This window comes from Bradyrhizobium sp. DN3 (assembly GCF_041357655.1).
Taxonomy (GTDB): Bacteria; Pseudomonadota; Alphaproteobacteria; order Rhizobiales; family Xanthobacteraceae; genus Bradyrhizobium.
In genome coordinates this window covers 116,294-136,238 of record NZ_JAULLN010000006.1, presented here as the reverse complement: position 1 = coordinate 136,238, position 19,945 = coordinate 116,294, and the positions used below count along the sequence as shown (strand labels likewise).

Annotated in this window: 14 protein-coding genes; 2 read left to right on the top strand and 12 right to left on the bottom strand. The window is 65.0% G+C overall.

Translation table 11 applies throughout. From position 1 onward, the window contains the following. Nucleotides 1-25: 25 nt before the first annotated feature. The gene (locus AAE027_RS11460; protein ID WP_370988119.1) at nucleotides 26-3,430 is read left to right on the top strand and encodes an acyl-[ACP]--phospholipid O-acyltransferase; all 3,405 of its coding nucleotides are present in this window, start codon (nucleotides 26-28) and stop codon (nucleotides 3,428-3,430) included. Nucleotides 3,431-3,560: 130 nt separating this feature from the next. Here the strand turns inward: AAE027_RS11460 and tcuB are convergent, their stop codons facing one another. Genes tcuB through tcuA form a run of 3 tightly spaced genes read right to left on the bottom strand, consistent with a single transcriptional unit; the run spans nucleotide 3,561 to nucleotide 7,113 of the window. Beyond that, nucleotides 3,561-4,661, bottom strand: coding sequence for a tricarballylate utilization 4Fe-4S protein TcuB (tcuB, locus tag AAE027_RS11455; RefSeq protein WP_370988117.1), 1,101 nt, complete (start codon nucleotides 4,659-4,661; stop codon nucleotides 3,561-3,563). A gap of 4 nt (nucleotides 4,662-4,665) precedes the next feature. Next, nucleotides 4,666-5,694, bottom strand: a complete 1,029-nt coding sequence (locus AAE027_RS11450) for an alpha/beta hydrolase (protein ID WP_370988116.1) — start codon at nucleotides 5,692-5,694, stop codon at nucleotides 4,666-4,668. Nucleotides 5,695-5,721: 27 nt separating this feature from the next. Continuing rightward, nucleotides 5,722-7,113, bottom strand: coding sequence for an FAD-dependent tricarballylate dehydrogenase TcuA (gene tcuA, locus AAE027_RS11445; RefSeq protein WP_370988115.1), 1,392 nt, complete (start codon nucleotides 7,111-7,113; stop codon nucleotides 5,722-5,724). Between the two features lie 153 nt (nucleotides 7,114-7,266). Here tcuA and AAE027_RS11440 point away from each other — a divergent pair, with 153 nt between their 5' ends. Further along, entirely contained in the window at nucleotides 7,267-7,950 is a 684-nt protein-coding gene (locus AAE027_RS11440; protein ID WP_370988114.1) for a GntR family transcriptional regulator, read from the top strand. A 6-nt stretch (nucleotides 7,951-7,956) separates the two neighbouring features. On the opposite strand, the gene AAE027_RS11435 is transcribed toward AAE027_RS11440, so the two are convergent. The 9 genes from AAE027_RS11435 to AAE027_RS11395 all read right to left on the bottom strand — a co-directional run bounded on the left by AAE027_RS11435 (nucleotide 7,957) and on the right by AAE027_RS11395 (nucleotide 19,758). After that, nucleotides 7,957-9,048, bottom strand: coding sequence for a HupE/UreJ family protein (locus AAE027_RS11435; RefSeq protein WP_370988113.1), 1,092 nt, complete (start codon nucleotides 9,046-9,048; stop codon nucleotides 7,957-7,959). Then, nucleotides 9,045-10,064, bottom strand: a complete 1,020-nt coding sequence (locus tag AAE027_RS11430) for a DUF4340 domain-containing protein (protein ID WP_370988112.1) — start codon at nucleotides 10,062-10,064, stop codon at nucleotides 9,045-9,047. Before AAE027_RS11430 ends, AAE027_RS11435 begins: the two co-directional genes overlap by 4 nt. 38 nt (nucleotides 10,065-10,102) lie before the next feature. Beyond that, nucleotides 10,103-11,692, bottom strand: coding sequence for a Gldg family protein (locus AAE027_RS11425; protein ID WP_370988111.1), 1,590 nt, complete (start codon nucleotides 11,690-11,692; stop codon nucleotides 10,103-10,105). A gap of 11 nt (nucleotides 11,693-11,703) precedes the next feature. After that, complete coding sequence (locus tag AAE027_RS11420) at nucleotides 11,704-12,405, bottom strand: ABC transporter permease (RefSeq protein ID WP_370988110.1); 702 nt, start codon at nucleotides 12,403-12,405, stop codon at nucleotides 11,704-11,706. Beyond that, a complete protein-coding gene (locus AAE027_RS11415) occupies nucleotides 12,402-13,349 on the bottom strand; it encodes an ABC transporter ATP-binding protein (protein WP_370988109.1) in 948 nt (315 codons plus the stop codon). Before AAE027_RS11415 ends, AAE027_RS11420 begins: the two co-directional genes overlap by 4 nt. Before the next feature lie 111 nt (nucleotides 13,350-13,460). Further along, nucleotides 13,461-14,297 (bottom strand): N-acyl homoserine lactonase family protein, encoded by an 837-nt coding sequence (locus tag AAE027_RS11410; protein WP_370988108.1) that lies wholly within the window; start codon nucleotides 14,295-14,297, stop codon nucleotides 13,461-13,463. Between the two features lie 217 nt (nucleotides 14,298-14,514). Further along, nucleotides 14,515-14,988, bottom strand: a complete 474-nt coding sequence (ybaK, locus tag AAE027_RS11405) for a Cys-tRNA(Pro) deacylase (RefSeq protein ID WP_370988107.1) — start codon at nucleotides 14,986-14,988, stop codon at nucleotides 14,515-14,517. A 304-nt stretch (nucleotides 14,989-15,292) separates the two neighbouring features. Beyond that, a complete protein-coding gene (gene fdhF, locus AAE027_RS11400; RefSeq protein WP_370988106.1) occupies nucleotides 15,293-18,058 on the bottom strand; it encodes a formate dehydrogenase subunit alpha in 2,766 nt (921 codons plus the stop codon). Next, the gene (locus AAE027_RS11395) at nucleotides 18,055-19,758 is read right to left on the bottom strand and encodes an NADH-ubiquinone oxidoreductase-F iron-sulfur binding region domain-containing protein (protein WP_370988105.1); all 1,704 of its coding nucleotides are present in this window, start codon (nucleotides 19,756-19,758) and stop codon (nucleotides 18,055-18,057) included. Before AAE027_RS11395 ends, fdhF begins: the two co-directional genes overlap by 4 nt. Nucleotides 19,759-19,945 lie beyond the last annotated feature (187 nt).

Sequence of the window (19,945 nt, the reverse complement as noted above, 5' to 3'; positions counted from 1 at the left end):
TGCCTTTTTCAAAACAGGACTAGTCATGATCAGGGAATTGATGTCGTCACGCCGCTTCGCGCCGCTGTTCTGGGCGCAATTCTTCTCGGCGCTCAATGACAACGTGCTCAAGAACGCACTCGTCATCATCCTGCTTTACAGTGCCGCGACCGGTCACGGCGATGCGCTGGTGACGGTGGCAGGCGCCGTCTTCATCTTCCCCTATTTCATCCTGTCCGGACTCGGCGGCCAGCTCGCCGACAAATACGTCAAGTCCGTCGTCGCAAGGCGGCTCAAATTCGCCGAGATCTTCGCCGCTTGCTTTGCCGCCGCCGGTTTCTTCCTGCACTCGGTGCCGCTGCTGTTCGCAGCGCTCGCGCTGTTCGGCATCATCGCCGCCCTGTTCGGTCCCGTGAAATATTCCATGCTGCCGGACCAGCTCGACCTCGGCGAGCTCGCGACCGGCAACGCCCTGGTCGAAGGCGCGACCTTCATGGCTATCCTGCTCGGCACCGTCGCCGGCGGCCAGTTCGTGGCCGGCTCCGCGCATATGGGCTGGGTCGCATCGGCCGTGGTCGTGCTGGCCCTGTTGTCCTGGGCCTTCGCCTCCCGCATTCCCGCGACCACGCCGTCTGCGCCCGAACTGCCCGTCACCGCCAATCCCTGGACCTCGACGCTCAGCCTCCTCAAAACGTTGCACGCCGATCACCGGCTGTGGGACGGCACCGTGATCGTCTCCTGGTTCTGGCTGGTCGGCGCCATCGTGCTGTCGCTGCTGCCGGCGCTGGTGAAGGACGTCGTGGGTGGCACCGAGGGCGTGGTGACGCTGTGTCTTGCGATCTTCGCGATCGGCATCGCCATCGGCTCGCTGTTCGCCGCCAGCCTGAGCCACGTTCGCCCGAACCTCGCGCTGGTGCCGATCGGCGCCATCATCATGGGATGTTCTGGCCTCGATCTCGCTTGGGCCATCGCCGTGACCACCAAGGGCCAGGACATCACCGCGGCCGGTTTCGCGACCTCGTTCGCGGGTCTGCGCATGCTGATCGACTTCGTCGCCTTTGCATTCGGCGGTGGCTTGTTTGTCGTTCCATCCTTTGCCGCCGTCCAGGCCTGGTCAGCGCCGTCCGAGCGCGCCCGCATCATCGCCGCCGGCAATGTGCTGCAGGCCGCCTTCATGGTGGTCGGCTCGCTGTTCGTCGCGCTGTTGCAGGCGGGCGGATTGCATGTCGGCTGGATCTTCTTCGGCCTCGGCGTCGCGAGCTTCGGCGCGGTGTGGTTCGTGCTGACCAAGTGGGGCAAGGAAGGCGTGCGCGACTTCGGCGGACTGCTGTTCCGTGCACTGTTCCGCACCGAGGTGCGCGGGCTCGAGAACCTGCCTCCATCAGGCACCCGTATGTTGATCGCGCCCAACCATGTCAGCCTGATCGACGGCCCGCTGCTGCATGCCGTGCTGCCGATCGACGCCAGCTTCGCGGTGGATACCGGCATCTCGAAGGCCTGGTGGGCCAAGCCGTTCCTGCGCGTGGTCAAGCACTACACCATGGATCCGACCAAGCCGCTGGCTGCGCGCGACCTGATCAAGCTCGTCGCTGCCGGCGAGCCGGTGGTCATTTTTCCGGAAGGACGCATCACCGTCTCCGGCTCGCTGATGAAGGTTTATGACGGCACCGCGATGATCGCGGACAAGGCCGACGCCGTGGTCGTGCCGGTCCGCATCGAAGGCGCGCAGCGCTCCCATCTCAGCTATCTCAACAGCAGCCAGATCAAGCGCTCCTGGTTCCCGCGGGTGACGGTCACCATCCTGCCGCCCGTCAAGCTTCCGGTCGATCCGGCTCTGAAGGGCAAGGCGCGCCGCAACGCCGCCGGCAGCGCGCTCCAGGACGTGATGATCGACGCCCTCGTCAAGAATGCCATGCTCGATCACACCCTGTTCGAAGCCCTCGGGCATGCCTATCGCGACCGCGACACCGGCAAGGTCATCATCGAGGACGCGCTCGGCACCAAGCTGACCTATCGCAAGCTGATCCTCGGCGCGCAGGTCCTGAGCCGCAAGCTCGAAGCCGGCACCACGGCCGGCGAGAATGTCGGCGTGCTGCTGCCGAACTCGGCGGGCGTCGCCGTCGTCTTCATGGCGCTGCAAAACATCGGCCGGGTGCCGGCGATGCTCAATTTCTCCGCCGGTCCGGTCAACGTCCTCGCCGCCATGAAGGCCGCGCAGGTCAGGACGGTGCTGACCTCGAAGGCCTTCATCGAGAAGGGCAAGCTCGACAAGCTGATGTCGGCGATCTCCGCGGAGGCTCGAATCGTCTATCTCGAAGACATCCGCGCCTCAATCGGTGCGGTCGACAAGATCAAGGGTCTGCTCGCCGGCACCGCGCCGCGCGTCACCCGCCAGGCCAATGATCCGGCCGTCGTGCTGTTCACCTCGGGCTCGGAAGGCACGCCCAAAGGCGTGGTGCTTTCTCACCGCAACATCCTCGCCAACGCGGCGCAGGCGCTGGCGCGGGTCGACGCCAACGCCAATGACAAGGTGTTCAACGTACTGCCGGTGTTCCACTCCTTCGGGCTGACCGGCGGAATGATGATGCCGCTGCTGGCGGGCATTCCGATCTACATGTACCCCTCGCCGCTGCACTACCGGATCGTCCCCGAGCTGATCTATCAGACCGGCGCCACGATCCTGTTCGGCACCGACACGTTCCTCACCGGCTATGCACGCTCGGCACACGCCTACGACTTCCGCACCCTGCGTCTCGTGATCGCCGGCGCCGAGGCGGTGAAGGACCGCACGCGGCAGGTGTTCATGGAGCGCTACGGCATCCGCATCCTCGAAGGCTACGGCGTCACCGAGACCGCGCCGGTGCTGGCGATGAACACGCCGATGGCCAACCGCCCCGGCACCGTCGGCCGCCTGTCGCCGCTGATGGAAAGCAGGCTCGATCCGGTCCCCGGCATCGAGGACGGTGGACGCCTCTCGGTGCGCGGGCCGAACGTGATGCTCGGATACTTGCGGGCTGAAAATCCCGGCGTGCTCGAAAAGCTTCCCGAGGGCTGGCACGACACCGGCGACATCGTTTCGATCGACGCGGCCGGCTTCATTACCATCAAGGGCCGCGCCAAGCGCTTTGCCAAGATCGCGGGCGAAATGGTCTCGCTGTCGGCGGTCGAGAGCATCGCGACGACGCTGTGGCCGCAGGCCGCATCGGTCGCCGTGTCGATCCCCGACCAGCGCAAGGGCGAGCGCATCGTGCTGCTGACGACGGAGAAGAACGCCGAGCGTAGTGCGATGCAGGCCCAGGCGAAGTCGATCGGCGCGTCCGAGCTGACCGTTCCAGCGGCGATCATGGTGGTCGACAAGGTGCCGCTGCTCGGCACCGGCAAGACCGACTACGTCACGGCAACGACGATGGCCCGCGAGCAGGCGTCGGCACCGGAGCGCGAGGTGGCGTAACGAGAGATGCATGGGGCGCCCCAAACAGGCGAGGCGCGATGCCCGGGAGTGGTTTTGCTTCATGGCATCGCGCGGACCTCGGCATGCCACAAAAGGCGGAAGCGGGTGCCCCGGGCGACGAGATCGCCGGTCACGCCGCGGTCCGCCGCTCCTGCGCGTAACGCACCAGCGCCGCGAACCGATAGATGCCGTGCACGAACTTGCCATAGGGCATGGTGATGAACAGCGCGAACACGGCGCCGAGATGCAGTGCCAGCACCGGCCCCATCGCAGAAGTCTCGCGCAGCAGCAGAAGTGCCATGCCGGTGATGCCGGTCAGGAACAGCATGGCGATGAAGCCGACGTCCATGCCGTAACGGCTCTCGTCGAGCAATGCCGGATCGCGCTGCATCTTTGCCGCGAACAGGCCGATCGGTCCGATGATCAGGCCGATGCCGCCCAGCGTGCCGAGCACGACCGGGAGGTCCCACCACGGATATGGCGCCTCGCGGCCGAGCAGATAGTGATAGAGCGTCGCGACCGAGGTCGCGGCAAAGCACAGCAGGAAGCCATAGAAGGTCAGGTGATGATACAGCTTGCGCCGATCGGTCGGCTTGTCGTCTTCGTTATAGCAGCCGACGCCGCCGCCATGGAGATAGCGCAGCTCGCCGGCATCGCGTATCGCCTGAAAGATCGAACCGGCATCGGCGCGGCCGCCAATCGGCGGACCGATGTCGCGCCAGAAGGCGCGCACGCTCAGGACGAGAGCCAGGATCGCATAAAGGAAGGCGACGCTGAACAGCGCGGCCATCGCATTATGCGGCATCAGCCTGTAGAACGCGCCGGGGCCGGTGTGCACGCCGAACAGTACGCTGCGGTCGTTCCAGATGGCGAAGCCGAGGATGAAGGCGGCCATGCTGAGCGCAGCGATGATGCTGATGACGAGGCCGTTCCGCGCAAATGTGCCGGATAGCGCCCGCGGCCAGGCATAGGCCGCATAGGACTCGGCGCGCGCAATTGCCAGCGTCTTCGGAACGTTGACGTTGAATTCGTGCGGCGGCGAGAACTGGCAGTCGACATAGCAGGCGCCACAGGCGTGGCAGAGATTGGCGAGATAGTTGAGATCGCCGTCGGAGAAGGCGCGGCGCATCTCCATGGCCGGAAACACCGCGCACAATCCCTCGCAGTAGCGGCAGGAATTGCAGACCGTCATCAGACGGTCGGCTTCGTCCAAAATTCTGGTTCCGTGCATGGCTTTACTTCGTCAGGCCCTTTGCTTCGAGCCATTTCTGGATCAGGCCTGCGACCTCGAGGTTGTTCTTGTCCATCATCACCATATGCGAATTGCCCTTGATACCCGCCTGCGGCAGGTCGACGACGTCGACGCGGCCCCCGGCCGCCTTGATGGCGTCTGCAAAGGCGATGCCGTTGGCGCGGATCTTGGGCCAGCGCGAATCGCGCTCGATATAGTCGCCGTAGATGATGAGGGTCGGAATGTTCTTCAGCACATCCGCCTTGGCGGGATCGCCGATGCCGGCCGGCTCGATCGCAATCAGCGCCTTGACCTTGTCAGGCCGGGCTTGTGCGACCTTGAAGCCGAAGCTGCCGGCCTGGCTGTGGAATAGGATCACCGAGGGACCGACGCGATCGATCTCGGCGATATAGGCGGCGATGGCCGCATCGTCAGTCGTGGTCCAGCGCGGGACGTTCTGCTTGACGAAATTGTCGTAGCCCTCGACCGGAAACTGGCTGCCCGGCAACAGCTTTCGCTTGGCGGGATCGGGGTCGTAGGAGTTCGGACCATCGCCGATGCGGAAACGCTCGAACGGATTGGCCGTGGTGAGGAAGACCGGCTCGCCCTTGAAGATGTCGGGGTATTGCGCCCAGCCTGCGCGCCCGCGCTCCACCGCGTCGGAATTATAGACCGCCCACCCCTTGCGCAGAAAATAATTCAGCCAGCCTTCGCGTCCGTCAGGCGTGGTCTCGTAGGTGACGCCGGTCAGCCCGCCGCCGTGCCACATCAGCAGCGGATAGGCCCCCTTCTCGTTTGCCGGCAGGAAGTATTGCACATACATCTGTTCGACCTGATAGGTGCCGTTCGGATCGACCTTGGCCGGCACGCCGCCGGGCGTGAACACGACCTCCTTCACCGGCTTGCCGGAGATCTCGACGAGACGCCCACCGACATGGAACGAACCCATGTCGCGCAGGGTGATCGGCTCCGCGGCGCGGGCGTGGCCGGCGAGCAGCAGAGCCGCGATCGAAGCGATGGCAATGCGTGACATGCTGTCTCCTTAAGTCTTTTCTTCATTCTAGTTCTTGGCCTGGCGTGCCGCTTCCCGTCCTGCGATCCGCCCGAACACGCTGCCGATGGTCATGCCCATGCCGGCGGCATAGCCCTTGCCGAGCACGTTGCCGGCCATGATCTCGCCGGCCGCGAACATGTTGGCCGACAGCCTGCCGTCAGCCATTAGCATGCGCGCCTCCTTGTTCACGCGCGTGCCGAGATAGGTAAAGGTAATGCCGGGCCGCACCGGATAGGCGAGATAAGGCGGCGTCTCGATCCGCCGCGCCCAATGGGTCTTCTGCGGCGTTATGCCCTCGGTGCGGCAATCGTCCAGGATGGTGTGATCGAAGGTGCCGGGCCGCACCGCGGCATTGAACTCGGTGATGGTCTTCTCCAGCGCCGCCGGATCGAGCTCCAGCTTGCCGGCGAGCTCCGCCACGGTCTGCCCGGCGATCGGCGGAAACAGCGTCGGCATGAAGCTCGTGACCACGGTCGAGTCGAAGATGATGTAGGCGATCTGGTCCGGCTGCGCCGCGACCAGCCGGCCCCAGATCGCGTAGCGCTTCGGCCAGATGTCCTCGCCTTCGTCATAGAAGCGCTGCGCATGCTTGTTGACGACGATGCCGAACACGACGGAGTCGTGGCGAGTGATGATGCCGCCGTCGAATTTCGGCGCGCGGGCGTCGATCGCAACCGCATGGCACTGGGTGGGATCGCCGACCTCCTGCACGCCTTTGTCGAGCAGCATCTTCAGGATCGAGCCGCGATTATAGGGCGTGCCCCGGATCAGGAAATTGTCGGCGGCCTCGCCCCAATATTGCTTCAGCCATTCGATGTTGGCCTCGAACCCGCCGGCCGCCGCGACCAGCGAGGTGGCGCGGATCTCGGTCTCGCCCTTGATCGGCCGCTTGAGGCGCGCGGCGAGGAACATGCCGTCCTCGATCACGAGGTCGATGACTTCGGCATCGTATTCGACCTCGACGCCCAGCTGCTCGGCCGTGAGATAGAGCGCATTCAGCATCGCCCGGCCGCCGCCGAGAAAGAACGAGTTGGTGCGGCCGAGGCTCAGCGTGCCGCCGAGCGACGGCTGCCAGCGCACGCCCTGCTCCACGATCCAGTTCAAAATGTCCTTGGACTCCCGGATCATGTGACGGGCGAGCACCTCGTCGGTCTGCCCGCCGGTAACGCGCAGCAGGTCCTCCCAGAACTCCTCCTCGGTGTAGGGGCCGGTCAGGATTTCCGTGGCGGCGTCATGGGCGCAGCGCATGTTGCGGGTGTGGCGGGTGTTGCCGCCGCGATAGAACTTTGGCGCACCCTCGAGCACCAGCACCGACGCTCCGCCGCGCCGCGCGGCGATCGCCGCGCACAGAGCGGCATTGCCGCCGCCGATCACCAGCACGTCGTACTTGCTGCCCATACCGCCTGTTCCAATGGCGCGCGAGACTAGAGACATTCTGTCCGTCAGCGACCATCCTCAACCACGATCAACGTTGCGTACTTTTGTATACAAAGATATACATAGACGACGCAAGCGGCGTCTTCGCATGGGCCGGATGCGCATTGAGGAACAATGGCCAGACGTCCGGCAAAGACAGGCGGAACGATTGCGCGCGGCGGCGGTGTCGCGCTGGGCGAAGCCGTGTTCCGCTCGCTCTGCGAGGCGCTTCAGGCCGGCAGCTACCGCGCCGGCGACCGCCTGCGCGAGGAAGAGGTCGCGCAGCGGCTGAAGGTCAGCCGCACCCCGGTTCGCGAAGCCTTGGGCCGGCTCGCGGCGCGCGGCTTCGTCGAGCCGGCCGGCGGCCGCGGGCTGATCGTGCGCAACCTCGACATATCAGAGGTGCTCGAGCTCTACGCCATGCGTGAGATCATGGAAGGCGCCGCTGCGCGCCTTGCCGCCGCACACGCCTCCGCCACGGAGATCGACGCGCTCCGCGATATCGAGCAAGCCTTTGTCGAGATATCGGAGACCGACGCGGCCGAGATGGCGAGGCTCAATCGCGCCTTCCACGAAGCCATCTGCCGCGCCGCGCGCAACCGCTATCTCGACAACGCTTCGCGGGAATTGCAGGACTGGATCGCCCTGCTCGGCCCGACCACCTTTACGGTGACCGGCCGTCCTTCAACCAGCCACGGCGAACATCGGGCCATCATCGAGGCCATCGCCGCGCGCGACGGCGACAGGGCCGAGCAGCTTGCGCGTGCACACATCCGTGAAGCGCTACGCTGCCGGCTCAAGCTGCTGCAGAAGCAGTAGCGCGGATCACGCCTCGAAGACGCGCGTCAGCAGCCAGTAGCCGCCGAGCAGGCTGATTGCCGCGGAGACAGCATAGACCAGCCTCGCAGCCCGCACTGGCTTCGTCCGGTCGGCTGCAAACAGCCGATCGACCAGGCCAAGCAGCGGCAGCACGATCGAAACGATCGCGACCTGCCCGATCTCGACGCCAATGTTGAAGGCGGCGAGCGCCGGCACCACCGCGTTCGGCGGCAGGCCGATCTCCTGAAGCGCACCGGCGAAACCAAAGCCGTGGATCAGCCCGAACAGAAAGGTCACGCGCCAGCGCTTGTCGATGTCGCGCGAAAAGAAATTCTCCACGGCAACGAACATGATCGAGGCGGCGATCGCCGGCTCCACGATCCGGCTCGGAATGACGAGGACGTTCAGCGCGGCCAGGGACAGCGTGAGCGAATGGGCAATGGTGAAGGCGGTGACGATCTTGATGATGGGAATGAGCCGGCGCGCCCACAGCACGACGGCGATCAGGAAGGCGATGTGATCGTAGCCGAGAAAAATGTGCTCGATCCCGGTGAGGAGATAGCGCTGCATCGTCGACCACAGCGGCGGCGCGGGGGCGGACAGCGTGACCGTGGTATTGCCAGAATCGAGCAGCGCCTGCGCCTCGGTCCCATTCTGCGCGACCAGCACCACCTGACGCGCGGTGGGATCCCTCTCGGTCAGCACGGTGGAGCGATAGACGATGTCACCGGCCACGGCGGCACAGTCGAAACTGTTGCGATAGATGATGCCGTCGCCGTCCGCCAGGATCGCGGCAGTCCCGGCCGAGCACGCCGTGCCGCCGGAGCCGGTTACCGCGAGATGTGATTGCGCATAGGCCAGGATCGATGCCGCGGCCATTTCGACCGCGGCCGGATCGACCGCATCTTGCTTCGCGTCATAGACCTTCGTGCCGACAAGCCGGTCGACGTCGCTACCTTTGAGTGCCACCTCGATGGTCACGGCGCGAGCGGCGGTCAGTGCCACACGTGCGGTCGACAGATTGACCTGGTGTGCCCATGCCGGCATGCCGATGCCGAGCAGAATCATGCCGAGCAGCGCCAGGCGCGCTCGCATCATGATCCCGCTCCGACCGCGCGCAGCAGCTCCGTCAACCGGCGCATCTCGAACTCGGCCACCGTGACCACGGCGCCGTCGGGCGCGAGCCGCACGTAACGATCGAGACTGTCGGCGGAGGCGCCGAATTCGAGCCTTGCGAGCGGCGCCGGCGCGTCGCGCGCGAAGACCAGAACGATCAGGCTCGGCAGATTGAGGCCGTAGCGCGCCAATTGCGACGGATCGGCAGCGCCAATCCGCGTCTCGACCGCAGCGGCATCGAACGCACGCAGCGCTGCATCGATGATGCGGGCCTGCTCGGGATCGGCAACATGGACGACATGACCGGCGGCATGATTGTGCTGACCGAGATGGCGGAACCAATTGCCACCGGCATCGCGCTCGAAACGGGTGAGCTTGCCGGCGAAGACGATCTCGAGCGCCCAGACCTGCGCCATCGATACCGGCAGCAACAGGCTCTTGCCGCGGCTCGCCGCATCGGCGCCGGCCGGACCGCGCAGGCGGCGTATCATGTCGAAGGTGACGCGCCACTCCTCGCCGACATGGCGCGGCATCAGGTATACGGCGGGGCGGCCGCTGACCCGGACATAGTGCGACGTATTCGCCGGATTCAGCGCGCCCACATTCACCGACGTCGCCGTACCGTCGACGGCCTCGATGACCGCGACGGTTGCGGGTGGGTCCAGACCGAAGCCCGCGAAGCTTGCCGGGCTGAGCTCGCCGGCGGGGATTTCGCGCGCCGGCTCGCTTACCGCGGCGAGCCGCAGCGCCGTCTCGAGATGCGTCCTGAGCTCAGCCGGCATGGTGCCATCCAGCCCCTCGATCGCCCATGCGCCTTCCCTGCGAAGCAGGACGACGCTGTCACCATCCGAACGGATCTCCACTCTCCGAACGTCGGCCGGCGTGAGAGTCAGGAGGCCCTTGGGTGCGAAGGCGACCTTGCTGCGCAGCGCCGGCCACTCTCCGCTGAGGACCAGCAGCCCGAGGAGCGCCACCAGCACCGCAGCCAGGAGCGGCATCAGCCATCGGGGCGTCCCGCCTCCGGCCGCCCCGGCCCTCACCGCCGCCTCCACCACATCGCAACACCGAACAAGGCCGTGCTCAGCGGCAACAGCACTTCCAGCACAATGAAGGTGTCGCGCATCTGGCCGCTGGTCAACACGATCTCCGGCAGCTTGAAGGTCTGCGGCGCGACACTTGGCGAGTGATCATCCTCGGTGAGCCAGCGTAGCGTGGCGAGCGACAGCTCGCCGTTGGAGACATAGGGGAAATATTCGTTGCTCGCGAACTTGCTGGTCCCGGCTATGACCATGCGGAAGCGCTTGTCTGGCGCGCCGCCCGGCCAGGTCCCCTCGAGAGCAACCGCGAGCGGCTGGGCACTGCGGGTCCCTGTTGCCGCCGCATCGCTCGCAGCGGCAACAGTCCTGGGCGAACGCAGGTAGCTGTCCTGACTGCTGGCCGCGAGCACGATCGCGCTTACGCCGCTTGGCGGCTGCGCCACCGCGAGCGGCCGGACTTGCGGAAACACGGTCAACGCCAGGCGCCGGGTGATCGGATGCGGCGGATAATAGGGGACCGCGACCTTGTCCGCGTCGGTGCGGAAATGATTGAGGGGATCGATCACGATCGCCGCCTCGGTCGACAAGCCGACAGGCCTCAGCAGCAGGCGCTCGAAATCGCCGTTGACCTCCGACAGCGGATCAATCAGCAGCAGAAGCCGGCCCCCTCCTCTGACATAGTCGCCAAGCAGCGCCGCCTCGTCAGCGGAAAAGGCGGTGCGTGGGCCGACATCGGCGACGACCGAGCAGTCCGACGGGATGCTGGAGCCAGTCGCCGTGACGAGCTCGCGCATCTCGAAACCGATCTGGTTCAACGCGAGCTGGAGACGGTCGAGCGCTTCCGGCGCCGCCTCCAGCACGTCGCCGGCGCCGGGCGTCTCGTGCCCCTTCAGCGTCTCGACATGGCTGAAATGGAAATGCGAGGGCAGCGGCCGAAACGTCTCGCCGTGACCGGTGACGAAGCACACAGTCTCCACCCGCTTGCGCAGCACCCGCAGCGCCGCATAGCCGATGCGGGCGGGATCAATGACGTTCTCGACCAGGACCTTGCGATCCTCGGCCTGGAGCACCGCCGTGTTGTAGGCACGAACGCCGAGATCGCGGGCAAGGCCTGGCTCCTTGTCGAGATCGATGGCGCGGAACGCGAACAGCGGATGATTGCGCGCGGCGGTCTGAACCAATTCCTTGACATTGACTGCATTTGCATCGCCCGCATTGTAGAAATAGGTCAGGGACAGCGGGACGCGCAATTGCGCGATCACGTCGGTGAGCTGCGGCGGCGGCGTGTTGCGCCCTTCGCGGCTGACGTCGAAGTGCAAATCATGGCGATAGAGCGCAACGTTGGCGCCGATCACGACGGCGATGGCGGCAAGGACGATCGACGTGTTCGCGAGCCAGGCCGAACCGCCGCTGCGCAACGGCAGCCTGATCGCGACGATGAAGAGTGCGAGCAAGGTGAGACCGCAGGCCATGAACAGCAAGATGTTCGAGGCCGACTCGCCGAGTCCGGCAAAGCCGAGTGCGCCACAGATGATCGCTCCGGCCGCCAGGACGAGCAGCGCGACGTTCGATCTGGCTGGGCCGGTCATTCGGTTGCCTCTCACCGCCGCGCCAGCGCGCGGACCGTCAACAGCAGCATCAGCAGCGTGACGCTGAGGAAGAAGCCCACGTCGGACAGGTAGACCGAGCCGACGGCAAAGGGACGGAAATGGACCGAGAGCGACAGGTTCACCACCAGCGTGTCGAACGGGCTCGGCAGCAGCCAGCCGAAATTGTCGATGATCCAGAGCAGGAGGAACACACTGAGCGAGATCAGCGCTGCGATCACCTGGTTTGCCGTCAACGCCGAGGCCAACAGCCCCGCGCCGATCAGCGCCGAGCCGAACAGCAAGAGGCCGAAATAGCCGCTGTAGATCGGGCCGAAATCCGGATCGCCGAACCAGGCGAGCGCGGCCGCGTAGGCCCCCGACAGCACAAGCATGACCACGATCAGGCTCATCGCGGCGAGAAATTTCGCAAGCACGATGGCGACCTCGGAGACAGGGGCGGTCAGCAGCACCTCCAGCGTCTTGAGCTTCCGCTCCTCCGCGAACAGGCGCATGGTGATCAGCGGCGCGGTCAGCATGAACAGCACGAACATCTGGAAAAAGACGTGCACCATGCTCGGCTGATGGCTGAGGAACAGCGTCAGCGTGAAGCTATAGCCCATGATCAGCAGGAACACGGTCATCAGCACGTAGGCGATCGGCGAAGAGAACAGCGCCGTCGCTTCCTTGCCCAGCAGCACGGCGAAGCTTCTCATGCGGCCGCCTCCGGCTGGCGGGTGAGGTCGAGAAACACCCGCTCGAGGTCGGGCCGCAGCTCGGTCAGCTCACGCACCGCAATTTGCGCGCCGACCAGCGCGGACAGGAGGTCGGCGGCAAGTGCGGGACGCCGATCCGCCGCAACGAGAAAGCGCCCACCTTCATCGGCAGCGGCGACGATGTCGTGCACGCCGGCGACCGCATCAGCCGCAGCGCGAATGGTTTCGAGCGACGCATCCGCCGACAAGCGAAGCCGGAAATCGGGCGCGGCATCCTTCAATGCATCGGATGTCAGCAGCACGCCATCGAGCAGGATCATCACCCCCGAAGCAATCTTCTCGATCTCGGGCAGGATATGCGAGGCCATGAGCACGGTGTGCCGTCCGGCCAGCGACTGGATCAGGTCGCGTACGGCGATCACCTGATGAGGATCGAGCCCGCTGGTCGGCTCGTCCAGCACCAGAACGTCTGGATCGCCCAAGAGTGCTTGCGCGATCGAGACACGCTGGCGGAAGCCGCGCGATAATTTGCCGGCCGTCAGCTTCATGACGCGCACAAGGTCGAGCCGCTCCGCCGCCTCGTCGACCGCGGCCCTCGCCTTCGCCCCGTGCAGGCCCTTGAGCCCCGCCATAAAATGCAGGAATTCGCCGACCCGCATATGATCGTAGAGCGGCGCATCTTCCGGCACGTAGCTGATGGCGCGGCGCACGCCGATGGAATCCTCAACCACGTCGTGGCCGGCAACCGCAATGCGCCCGCTCGTCGGCACCAGATAGCCCGTAAGCATGCGGAAGATCGTGCTCTTGCCGGATCCGTTCGGCCCGAGCAGTCCGACGATCTCGCCCGGCGCGATGGAAAAGGAGACGTCGGCGACAGCGCGCCGCGGCCCGTACCATTTTGTTACGCGCTCGGCGACAACGACCGGAGAGACAGCCGGAAGCATGGAGAATTTAGACACCCCTCTGGCGGGCACTCCCTCGGAGTACCGAACGGAATCCCGGGCACAGGGACCCGGGATAACGACTTGCACGAGATGACCCGATGTCGCGACCGATCACTCGTAGAATTCGGGCGAGTGCTTGTGCGCCTTGAACACGTCGGGATCGTGGGCGTAGATGATGTCGGCGCCCTCTGTGTCGCGCACCCGCTTCACCCAGGCATAGGCATCGAGCATGCCGACCGGATCATAGACGCTGCCGATGCTCGGCAGGATGTTCTTATCCAGATTCTCCTGGAGATAGATGGCGTCGCTGGTCAGCACCACTGTTCCGGTCTTCGGCAACCGCACCACCAGGATCTGGCTTCCGGGCGTGTGCGACACGGTGCGATGGATGAAGACGCTGTTGTCCCCGAACAGATCGAGATCGCCGTCGAGCTCGATGGTCTTGTACTTGGCCGGCATGCCGCCGCCGACGCTGTTGCGCAGCATGGCGAAGTCGTCCGAGATGAAGAAGGTCGCGTAGCCAGGCGCCGGCCAGAACGCGTTCCTGATCTCGTCACGCTGGAACACGAAGGTCGAGTCCAGGAATTTTTGGATGTTGCCGGCGTGATCGACGTGGAAATGGCCGAGCACGACATATTTGATATCGGACGGCTTGACGTTGATCTTGGCAAGCTGGGCGTCGATGGCGATGTCGGGCGAACGGCCGGGGTCAAGCGCCTTCACGAACGGGCCCCAATAGTCCGGATCCTTGATGATGCGGTCGTTGTTGCCGCAGTCGAACAGCACGTCGCCCTTCGGATGCCGGATCAGAAAGAAGCCGACCGGGATCTGGACCTTGCCACTGCTGCCATTCTGAATGATCGACTTGTCGAGATTGAGCGCCCCCGACGAGAAGACGTAGAGCTTCATCTCCTTCGGCGGCTCCGCGGCCATCACGGCACCGGACATAAAAAAAAGTCCTGCGGCCAGAGAGCCAAGGACCTTCGACGCAATCCCCCGCATGTCGTCCTCCCTGTTTTCGACGCACTTTTTTCCGCGGATGTCGTACCCTACCATAGTCTAATGATGCTGTGCAGGCTCCTTGCACGCGAGCGTGCAACAAATTCAACTTGCAAGACGCCGCGTTTGTGCACCGCAACTGATGGCGCATGCGAGCCCGGCGTGGTCAGGCGATCACGTCGGTCACGACTGCCTTGAGGACCTCGCGCGCATCGTCCGGCTTCAGCCGCACCTGTAAGCCGCGCTGGCCGCCGTTGAGATACACCTGTTCCTGCGTCATGGCCCGCCGGTCGATCACAGTGCGCACCGGCTTGCGCTGCCCGAACGGGCTGATGCCGCCGACCTTGTAGCCGGTGACGCGCTCGGCCTCGAGCGGCTTCATCATCTGCGCCGACTTGCCGCTCACGACTGCGGCGAGCTTCTTCATGGAGACTTCCTGGTCGGACGGGACGACCACGCAGACCGGCTTGCCGTCCACCAAGGCCATCAGCGTCTTCAACACGCGCGCCGGGTCTTCACCTAGCGCGGAGGCGGCCTGGAGCCCGATGCTTTCTGCGTCGGGATCGTAGTCGTATGTGTGGACGGTGAAGGCAACTCCGGCGGCTTCAAGTGCGCGCGTGGCGGGGGTGACTTTGGACATGAGTCACGTTTACCACCGTCATTGCGAGGAGCGAAGCGACGAAGCAATCCAGAATCCCGCCGGAGAGACAGTCTGGATTGCTTCGCTTCGCTCGCAATGACGATGCGGATGCAGACATGCGCCACACGCTCGATTGTCGTCCCGGCGAAGGCCGGGACCCATAACCACCGGGAGTGGTTTGACGGAGGCTAGTCGTTCGGGACTGCGACCGTCCGCAATCGATGGATCACGCGGTATGGGTCCTGGCTTTCGCCAGGACGACACTGAGGGTTTGGCGGCAGCGCGTCGCCGAACGAGGCCGCCCCTACTCCGCCGCGTCGCGCATCTCCACGCGCTCCGCCCTGGCCGCGCAGAACTTGAACTCCGGAATCTTGCCGAAGGGATCGAGCGCCGGGTTGGTCAACAGGTTCGCCGCCGCCTCTGCGTAGCAGAACGGCATGAACACCATGTTCTCGGGCACGTCGCGGTCGGAGCGCACCTTGACCTCGACGGCGCCGCGGCGGGTCTCCAGGCGAATGAAATCGCCCGGCGCGAGCCTCTTCTTGCGCATGTCCTTCGGCGACATGAACGCGACCGCCTCGGGCTCGATCTGGTCGAGCACCTGCGCGCGGCGCGTCATCGAGCCGGTGTGCCAGTGCTCGAGCACGCGACCGGTCGACAGCACCATCGGATATTCGGCGTCGGGCAGCTCGTCCGGCGGAATCACCTTGGCCGGCACGATCTTGCCGCGGCCGCTCGCGGTCGGGAAGCCCGTGGTGAAGATGATCTCGTTGCCGGGCTTATCGGGAGCGTCGGCCGGATAGGTGACCGCGCCTTCGCGCACCAGCCGTTCCCAGCTGATGTTTTTCAGCGACGGCATCAGCTCCGCCATCTCGGTGTAGACGTCGCCGGGGCCGGAATAATTCCAGGGCAGGCCCATACGTTTGCCGATTTCCTGGATAATCCAGAGATCCTGCCGCGCATCGCCGGGCGGCTTGATCACCTGGCGCGCGAGCTGCACGCGGCGATCGGTGTTGGTGAAGGAGCCTTCCTTCTCGGCAAAGGCCGAGGCCGGCAGGATCACGTCGGCGTGGAACGCGGTCTCGGTGACGAAGAGATCCTGCACTACGAGATGATCGAGCATGGCCAGCGCGTGGCGCGCGTGCTGCAGGTCGGGATCGGACATCGCGGGGTTCTCGCCCTCGATGTACATGCCCTTGATCTCGCCGGCATGGATCGCGTTCATGATCTCGACCACGGTCAATCCGCGGACCGGGTCGAGATCCTGCTGCCACAGCTTCTCGAAAGCGCCGCGCATGTCATCGCGGCCGACCGGCTGATAGTCCGGCAGGAACATCGGGATCAGGCCGGCATCGGAGGCGCCCTGCACGTTGTTCTGGCCGCGCAGCGGATGCAGGCCAGTGCCGGGACGGCCGACCTGGCCGGTGATCAGCGCCAGCGCAATCAGGCAGCGCGCATTGTCGGTGCCGTGGACATGCTGGCTGATGCCCATGCCCCAGAAGATGATCGAGGATTTAGCGCGCGCATAGGTTCGCGCGACCTCGCGGAGCGTCTGCGCCGGGATGCCGCAGATCGGCTCCATCTTCTCCGGCGTAAAGTCCTTGATCTTCTCCTTGAGATCCTCGAAGCCTTCGGTATAGCCGGCGATGTACTGGTCGTCGGTCAGGCCTTCGGTGATGATCGTGTTGATCATCGCGTTCAGCATGGCGACGTCGGAGCCGGGCTTGAACTGCAGATGCTTGGTCGCGTGGCGCGACAGCGACTGCCGGCGCGGGTCCATGACGAACAGCTTGGCGCCGTTCTTGGCAGCGTTCTTGATGTAGGTCGCAGCGACCGGATGGTTCACCGTCGGGTTGGCGCCGATCACCCAGATCACCTCGGCATCCATCGCGGCGGAGAATGGCGCCGACACCGCGCCCGAGCTCAAGCCTTCGAACAGCGCGGCGACCGACGAGGCGTGGCACAGCCGGGTGCAGTGATCGACATTGTTCGAACCGAAGCCGGTGCGCACCAGCTTCTGGAACAAATAGGCCTCTTCGTTCGAGCCCTTGGCCGAGCCGAAGCCGGCCAGCGCCTTCACGCCCTTCTCGTCGCGGATCTTGACCAAGCCCTTGGCCGCGATGTCGAGCGCTTCCTCCCAGCTCGCTTCGCGGAAATGGGTGAAGGGATTGGCGGGATCAACCTGGTCGTTGGCATCCTTCTTCGCATTCGGCAGCCGCACCAGCGGCTTGGTCAGTCGATGCGGATGGTGAATGTAGTCGAAGCCGAAGCGGCCCTTGACGCAGAGACGGTTGTGATTGGCGGGGCCGTCGCGGCCCTCCGCATAGATCACCTTCTCATCCTTGACCTCGTAGGTCACCTGGCAGCCGACGCCGCAGAACGGGCACAGCGAATCCACTTTCTTGTCCGCATAGGTGACGCGGGTCTGCTTCTCGTCGAGCATCACGGCCGGCATCAACGCGCCGGTCGGGCAGGCCTGCACGCATTCGCCGCAGGCAACGCAGGTCGACTCGCCCATGGGATCGTCGAAGTCGAACACGATCTTGGCGCCGGCATTGCGGTAGGCCATGCCGATGACGTCGTTGACCTGGACCTCGCGGCAGGCCCGCACGCAGAGGCCGCACTGGATGCAGGCATCGAGATTGACGCGCATCGCCGGATGGCTGGCGTCCGTTGCCCAGCGCTCGGCGGCGGGGAAGCGGCTCTCGGTGACGCCGGTGGTCTCGGCCCAGTGCCAGAACTTCGAATCCGGATCGTGCGAGGTCTCGCGCGCCGGCTGGTCGGCGACGAGCAGCTCCATCACCATTTTTTGCGCGGCGACGGCGCGCGCGCTCTCGGTCTTCACCTTCATGCCGACTGACGGCGTGCGCTTGCAGGACGCCGCCAGCACGCGCTCGCCCTCGATCTCGACCATGCAGGCGCGGCAGTTGCCGTCAGGGCGATAATCGGGTGCGGGCGAATAGCAGAGGTGCGGGATCTCGCGGCCCTGGCGCTGGGCCACCTGCCAGATCGTCTCGCCGGGTTTGGCCTCGACCTGCTTGCCGTCGAGCTCGAACGTAATCTTGGTCATTCGGCCGCGTCCTTGAACTCGTCAGGGAAATATTTGATCACGGTGGTCAGCGGATTCGATGCCGCCTGTCCGAGCCCGCAGATCGAGGCATCGCGCATCGTTTGGCTCAATTCTTCCAGCAAGGCCCGGTTCCAGACCGGCTTCTGCATCAGCAGCGCCGCTTTCTGGGTTCCGACACGGCACGGCGTGCACTGACCGCAGCTCTCGTCCTCGAAGAACTTCATCAGGTTCAATGCCGCCGCGCGCACGCTGTCCTTCTGCGACAGGATCACGATCGCGGCGGAGCCGATGAAGCAGCCGTATTTCTCCAGCGTGCCGAAATCGAGCGGGATGTCATCCATCGATGCCGGTAGGATGCCGCCGGACGCGCCGCCCGGCAGGTATGCGTAGAACTGATGGCCGTCGGCCATGCCACCGCAATATTCGTCGATCAGCTCGCGCACGGTGATGCCCGCAGGCGCCAGCTTCATGCCGGGATTCTTGACGCGGCCCGAGACCGAGAAGCTGCGCAGGCCATGACGCTCATGGCGGCCATTGCCCTTCCACCAGTCGGCGCCCTTCTCGACGATGTCGCGCACCCACCACAGCGTCTCGATGTTGTTGATCAGCGTCGGCAGCCCGAACAGGCCGACCTGGAACGGGTAAGGCGGCTTGTGCCTGGGCAGGCCGCGCTTGCCCTCGATGCTCTCTAGCAGCGAGGATTCCTCGCCGCAGATATAGGCACCGGCGCCGCGGCGCATGTGCAGCGTCGGACCGCCCGGCGGGAGCTTGGCGATCTCGCGCTCGAGGATCTCGCGCGAGGCCGGATATTCGTCGCGCAGATAGATGTAGATGTCGGAGGCCTGCACCACATCCGCGCCGATCAGCATGCCCTCGATGAAGCGGTGCGGATCGCTTTCGAGATAGTAGCGGTCCTTGAACGTGCCGGGCTCGCCCTCGTCGCCGTTGATCGCCATCAACCGCGGTCCGGGCTCGCCGAGCACCGCGCGCCATTTGCGTCCCGTCGGGAAGCCGGCGCCGCCGAGACCGCGGAGCGAAGCGTCGTCGAGCGCCTTCAAGAGATCGTCCTTCGGCAGTTCGCCGGAGCGCAATCGGTTGAGCAGCTTGTAGCCGCCGCCGGCAACATAGGCCTCGTAATCGATATATTTCGGCAGATGCGCGTGGGTGTCGCCGGCCTTCGCGGCCGCCATGACATTGGCGACGGTCGCGTGGTCGACGAAGTTGTGGCCGACCTCAGCAGCAGGTGCCGTATCGCAACGGCCGACGCAGGGCGCGCGCACGACGCGGATGCCGGGACCCGAGGCGCTCTGCAAATCCTGCAGGAGCTTCTCGCCGCCGAGCATCGCGCAGGTCAGCGAATCGCAGACGCGGATCGTCAGCGGCGCGATGTCAGGCTCACCTTCCTTCACCACGTCGAAATGCGCGTAGAAGGTCGCGGTCTCGAACACCTCAGCAAAGGCGAGCTTCATCTCGTCGGCGAGCGCGGCGAGATGCGCGGCCGAGATCTGGTGGTACTTGTCCTGGATCAGGTGCAGATATTCGATCAGCAAATCGCGCCGCCGCGGCCTGTCGCCGAGCAGTTGCTCGATCTCGTGCGCGGCCATAGGGTCGACCTGACGCCCCTTAGGCGTCGCTTTGGCTCGCTTCCGCCCTTCGCCCGGATGGTCGAAGGAGCGGACCTGTTGCACGTCGTGGCTCATCGCTGCGTCTCGTAGCCCTTCTTTAGAACAAGTCCAACTCTAATCATTGGCATACCAGATGCCAAGAGAATTCGTGCGTTGCAATAAGTATTTAGGGGGCATGCGGCCAAAAAGCCGCATGCCCCGCTCGGATCGAACTGGCGCCGCCCTCATGCACCTTGGAGTGGAGATTCCCGCTGCAAGAGAG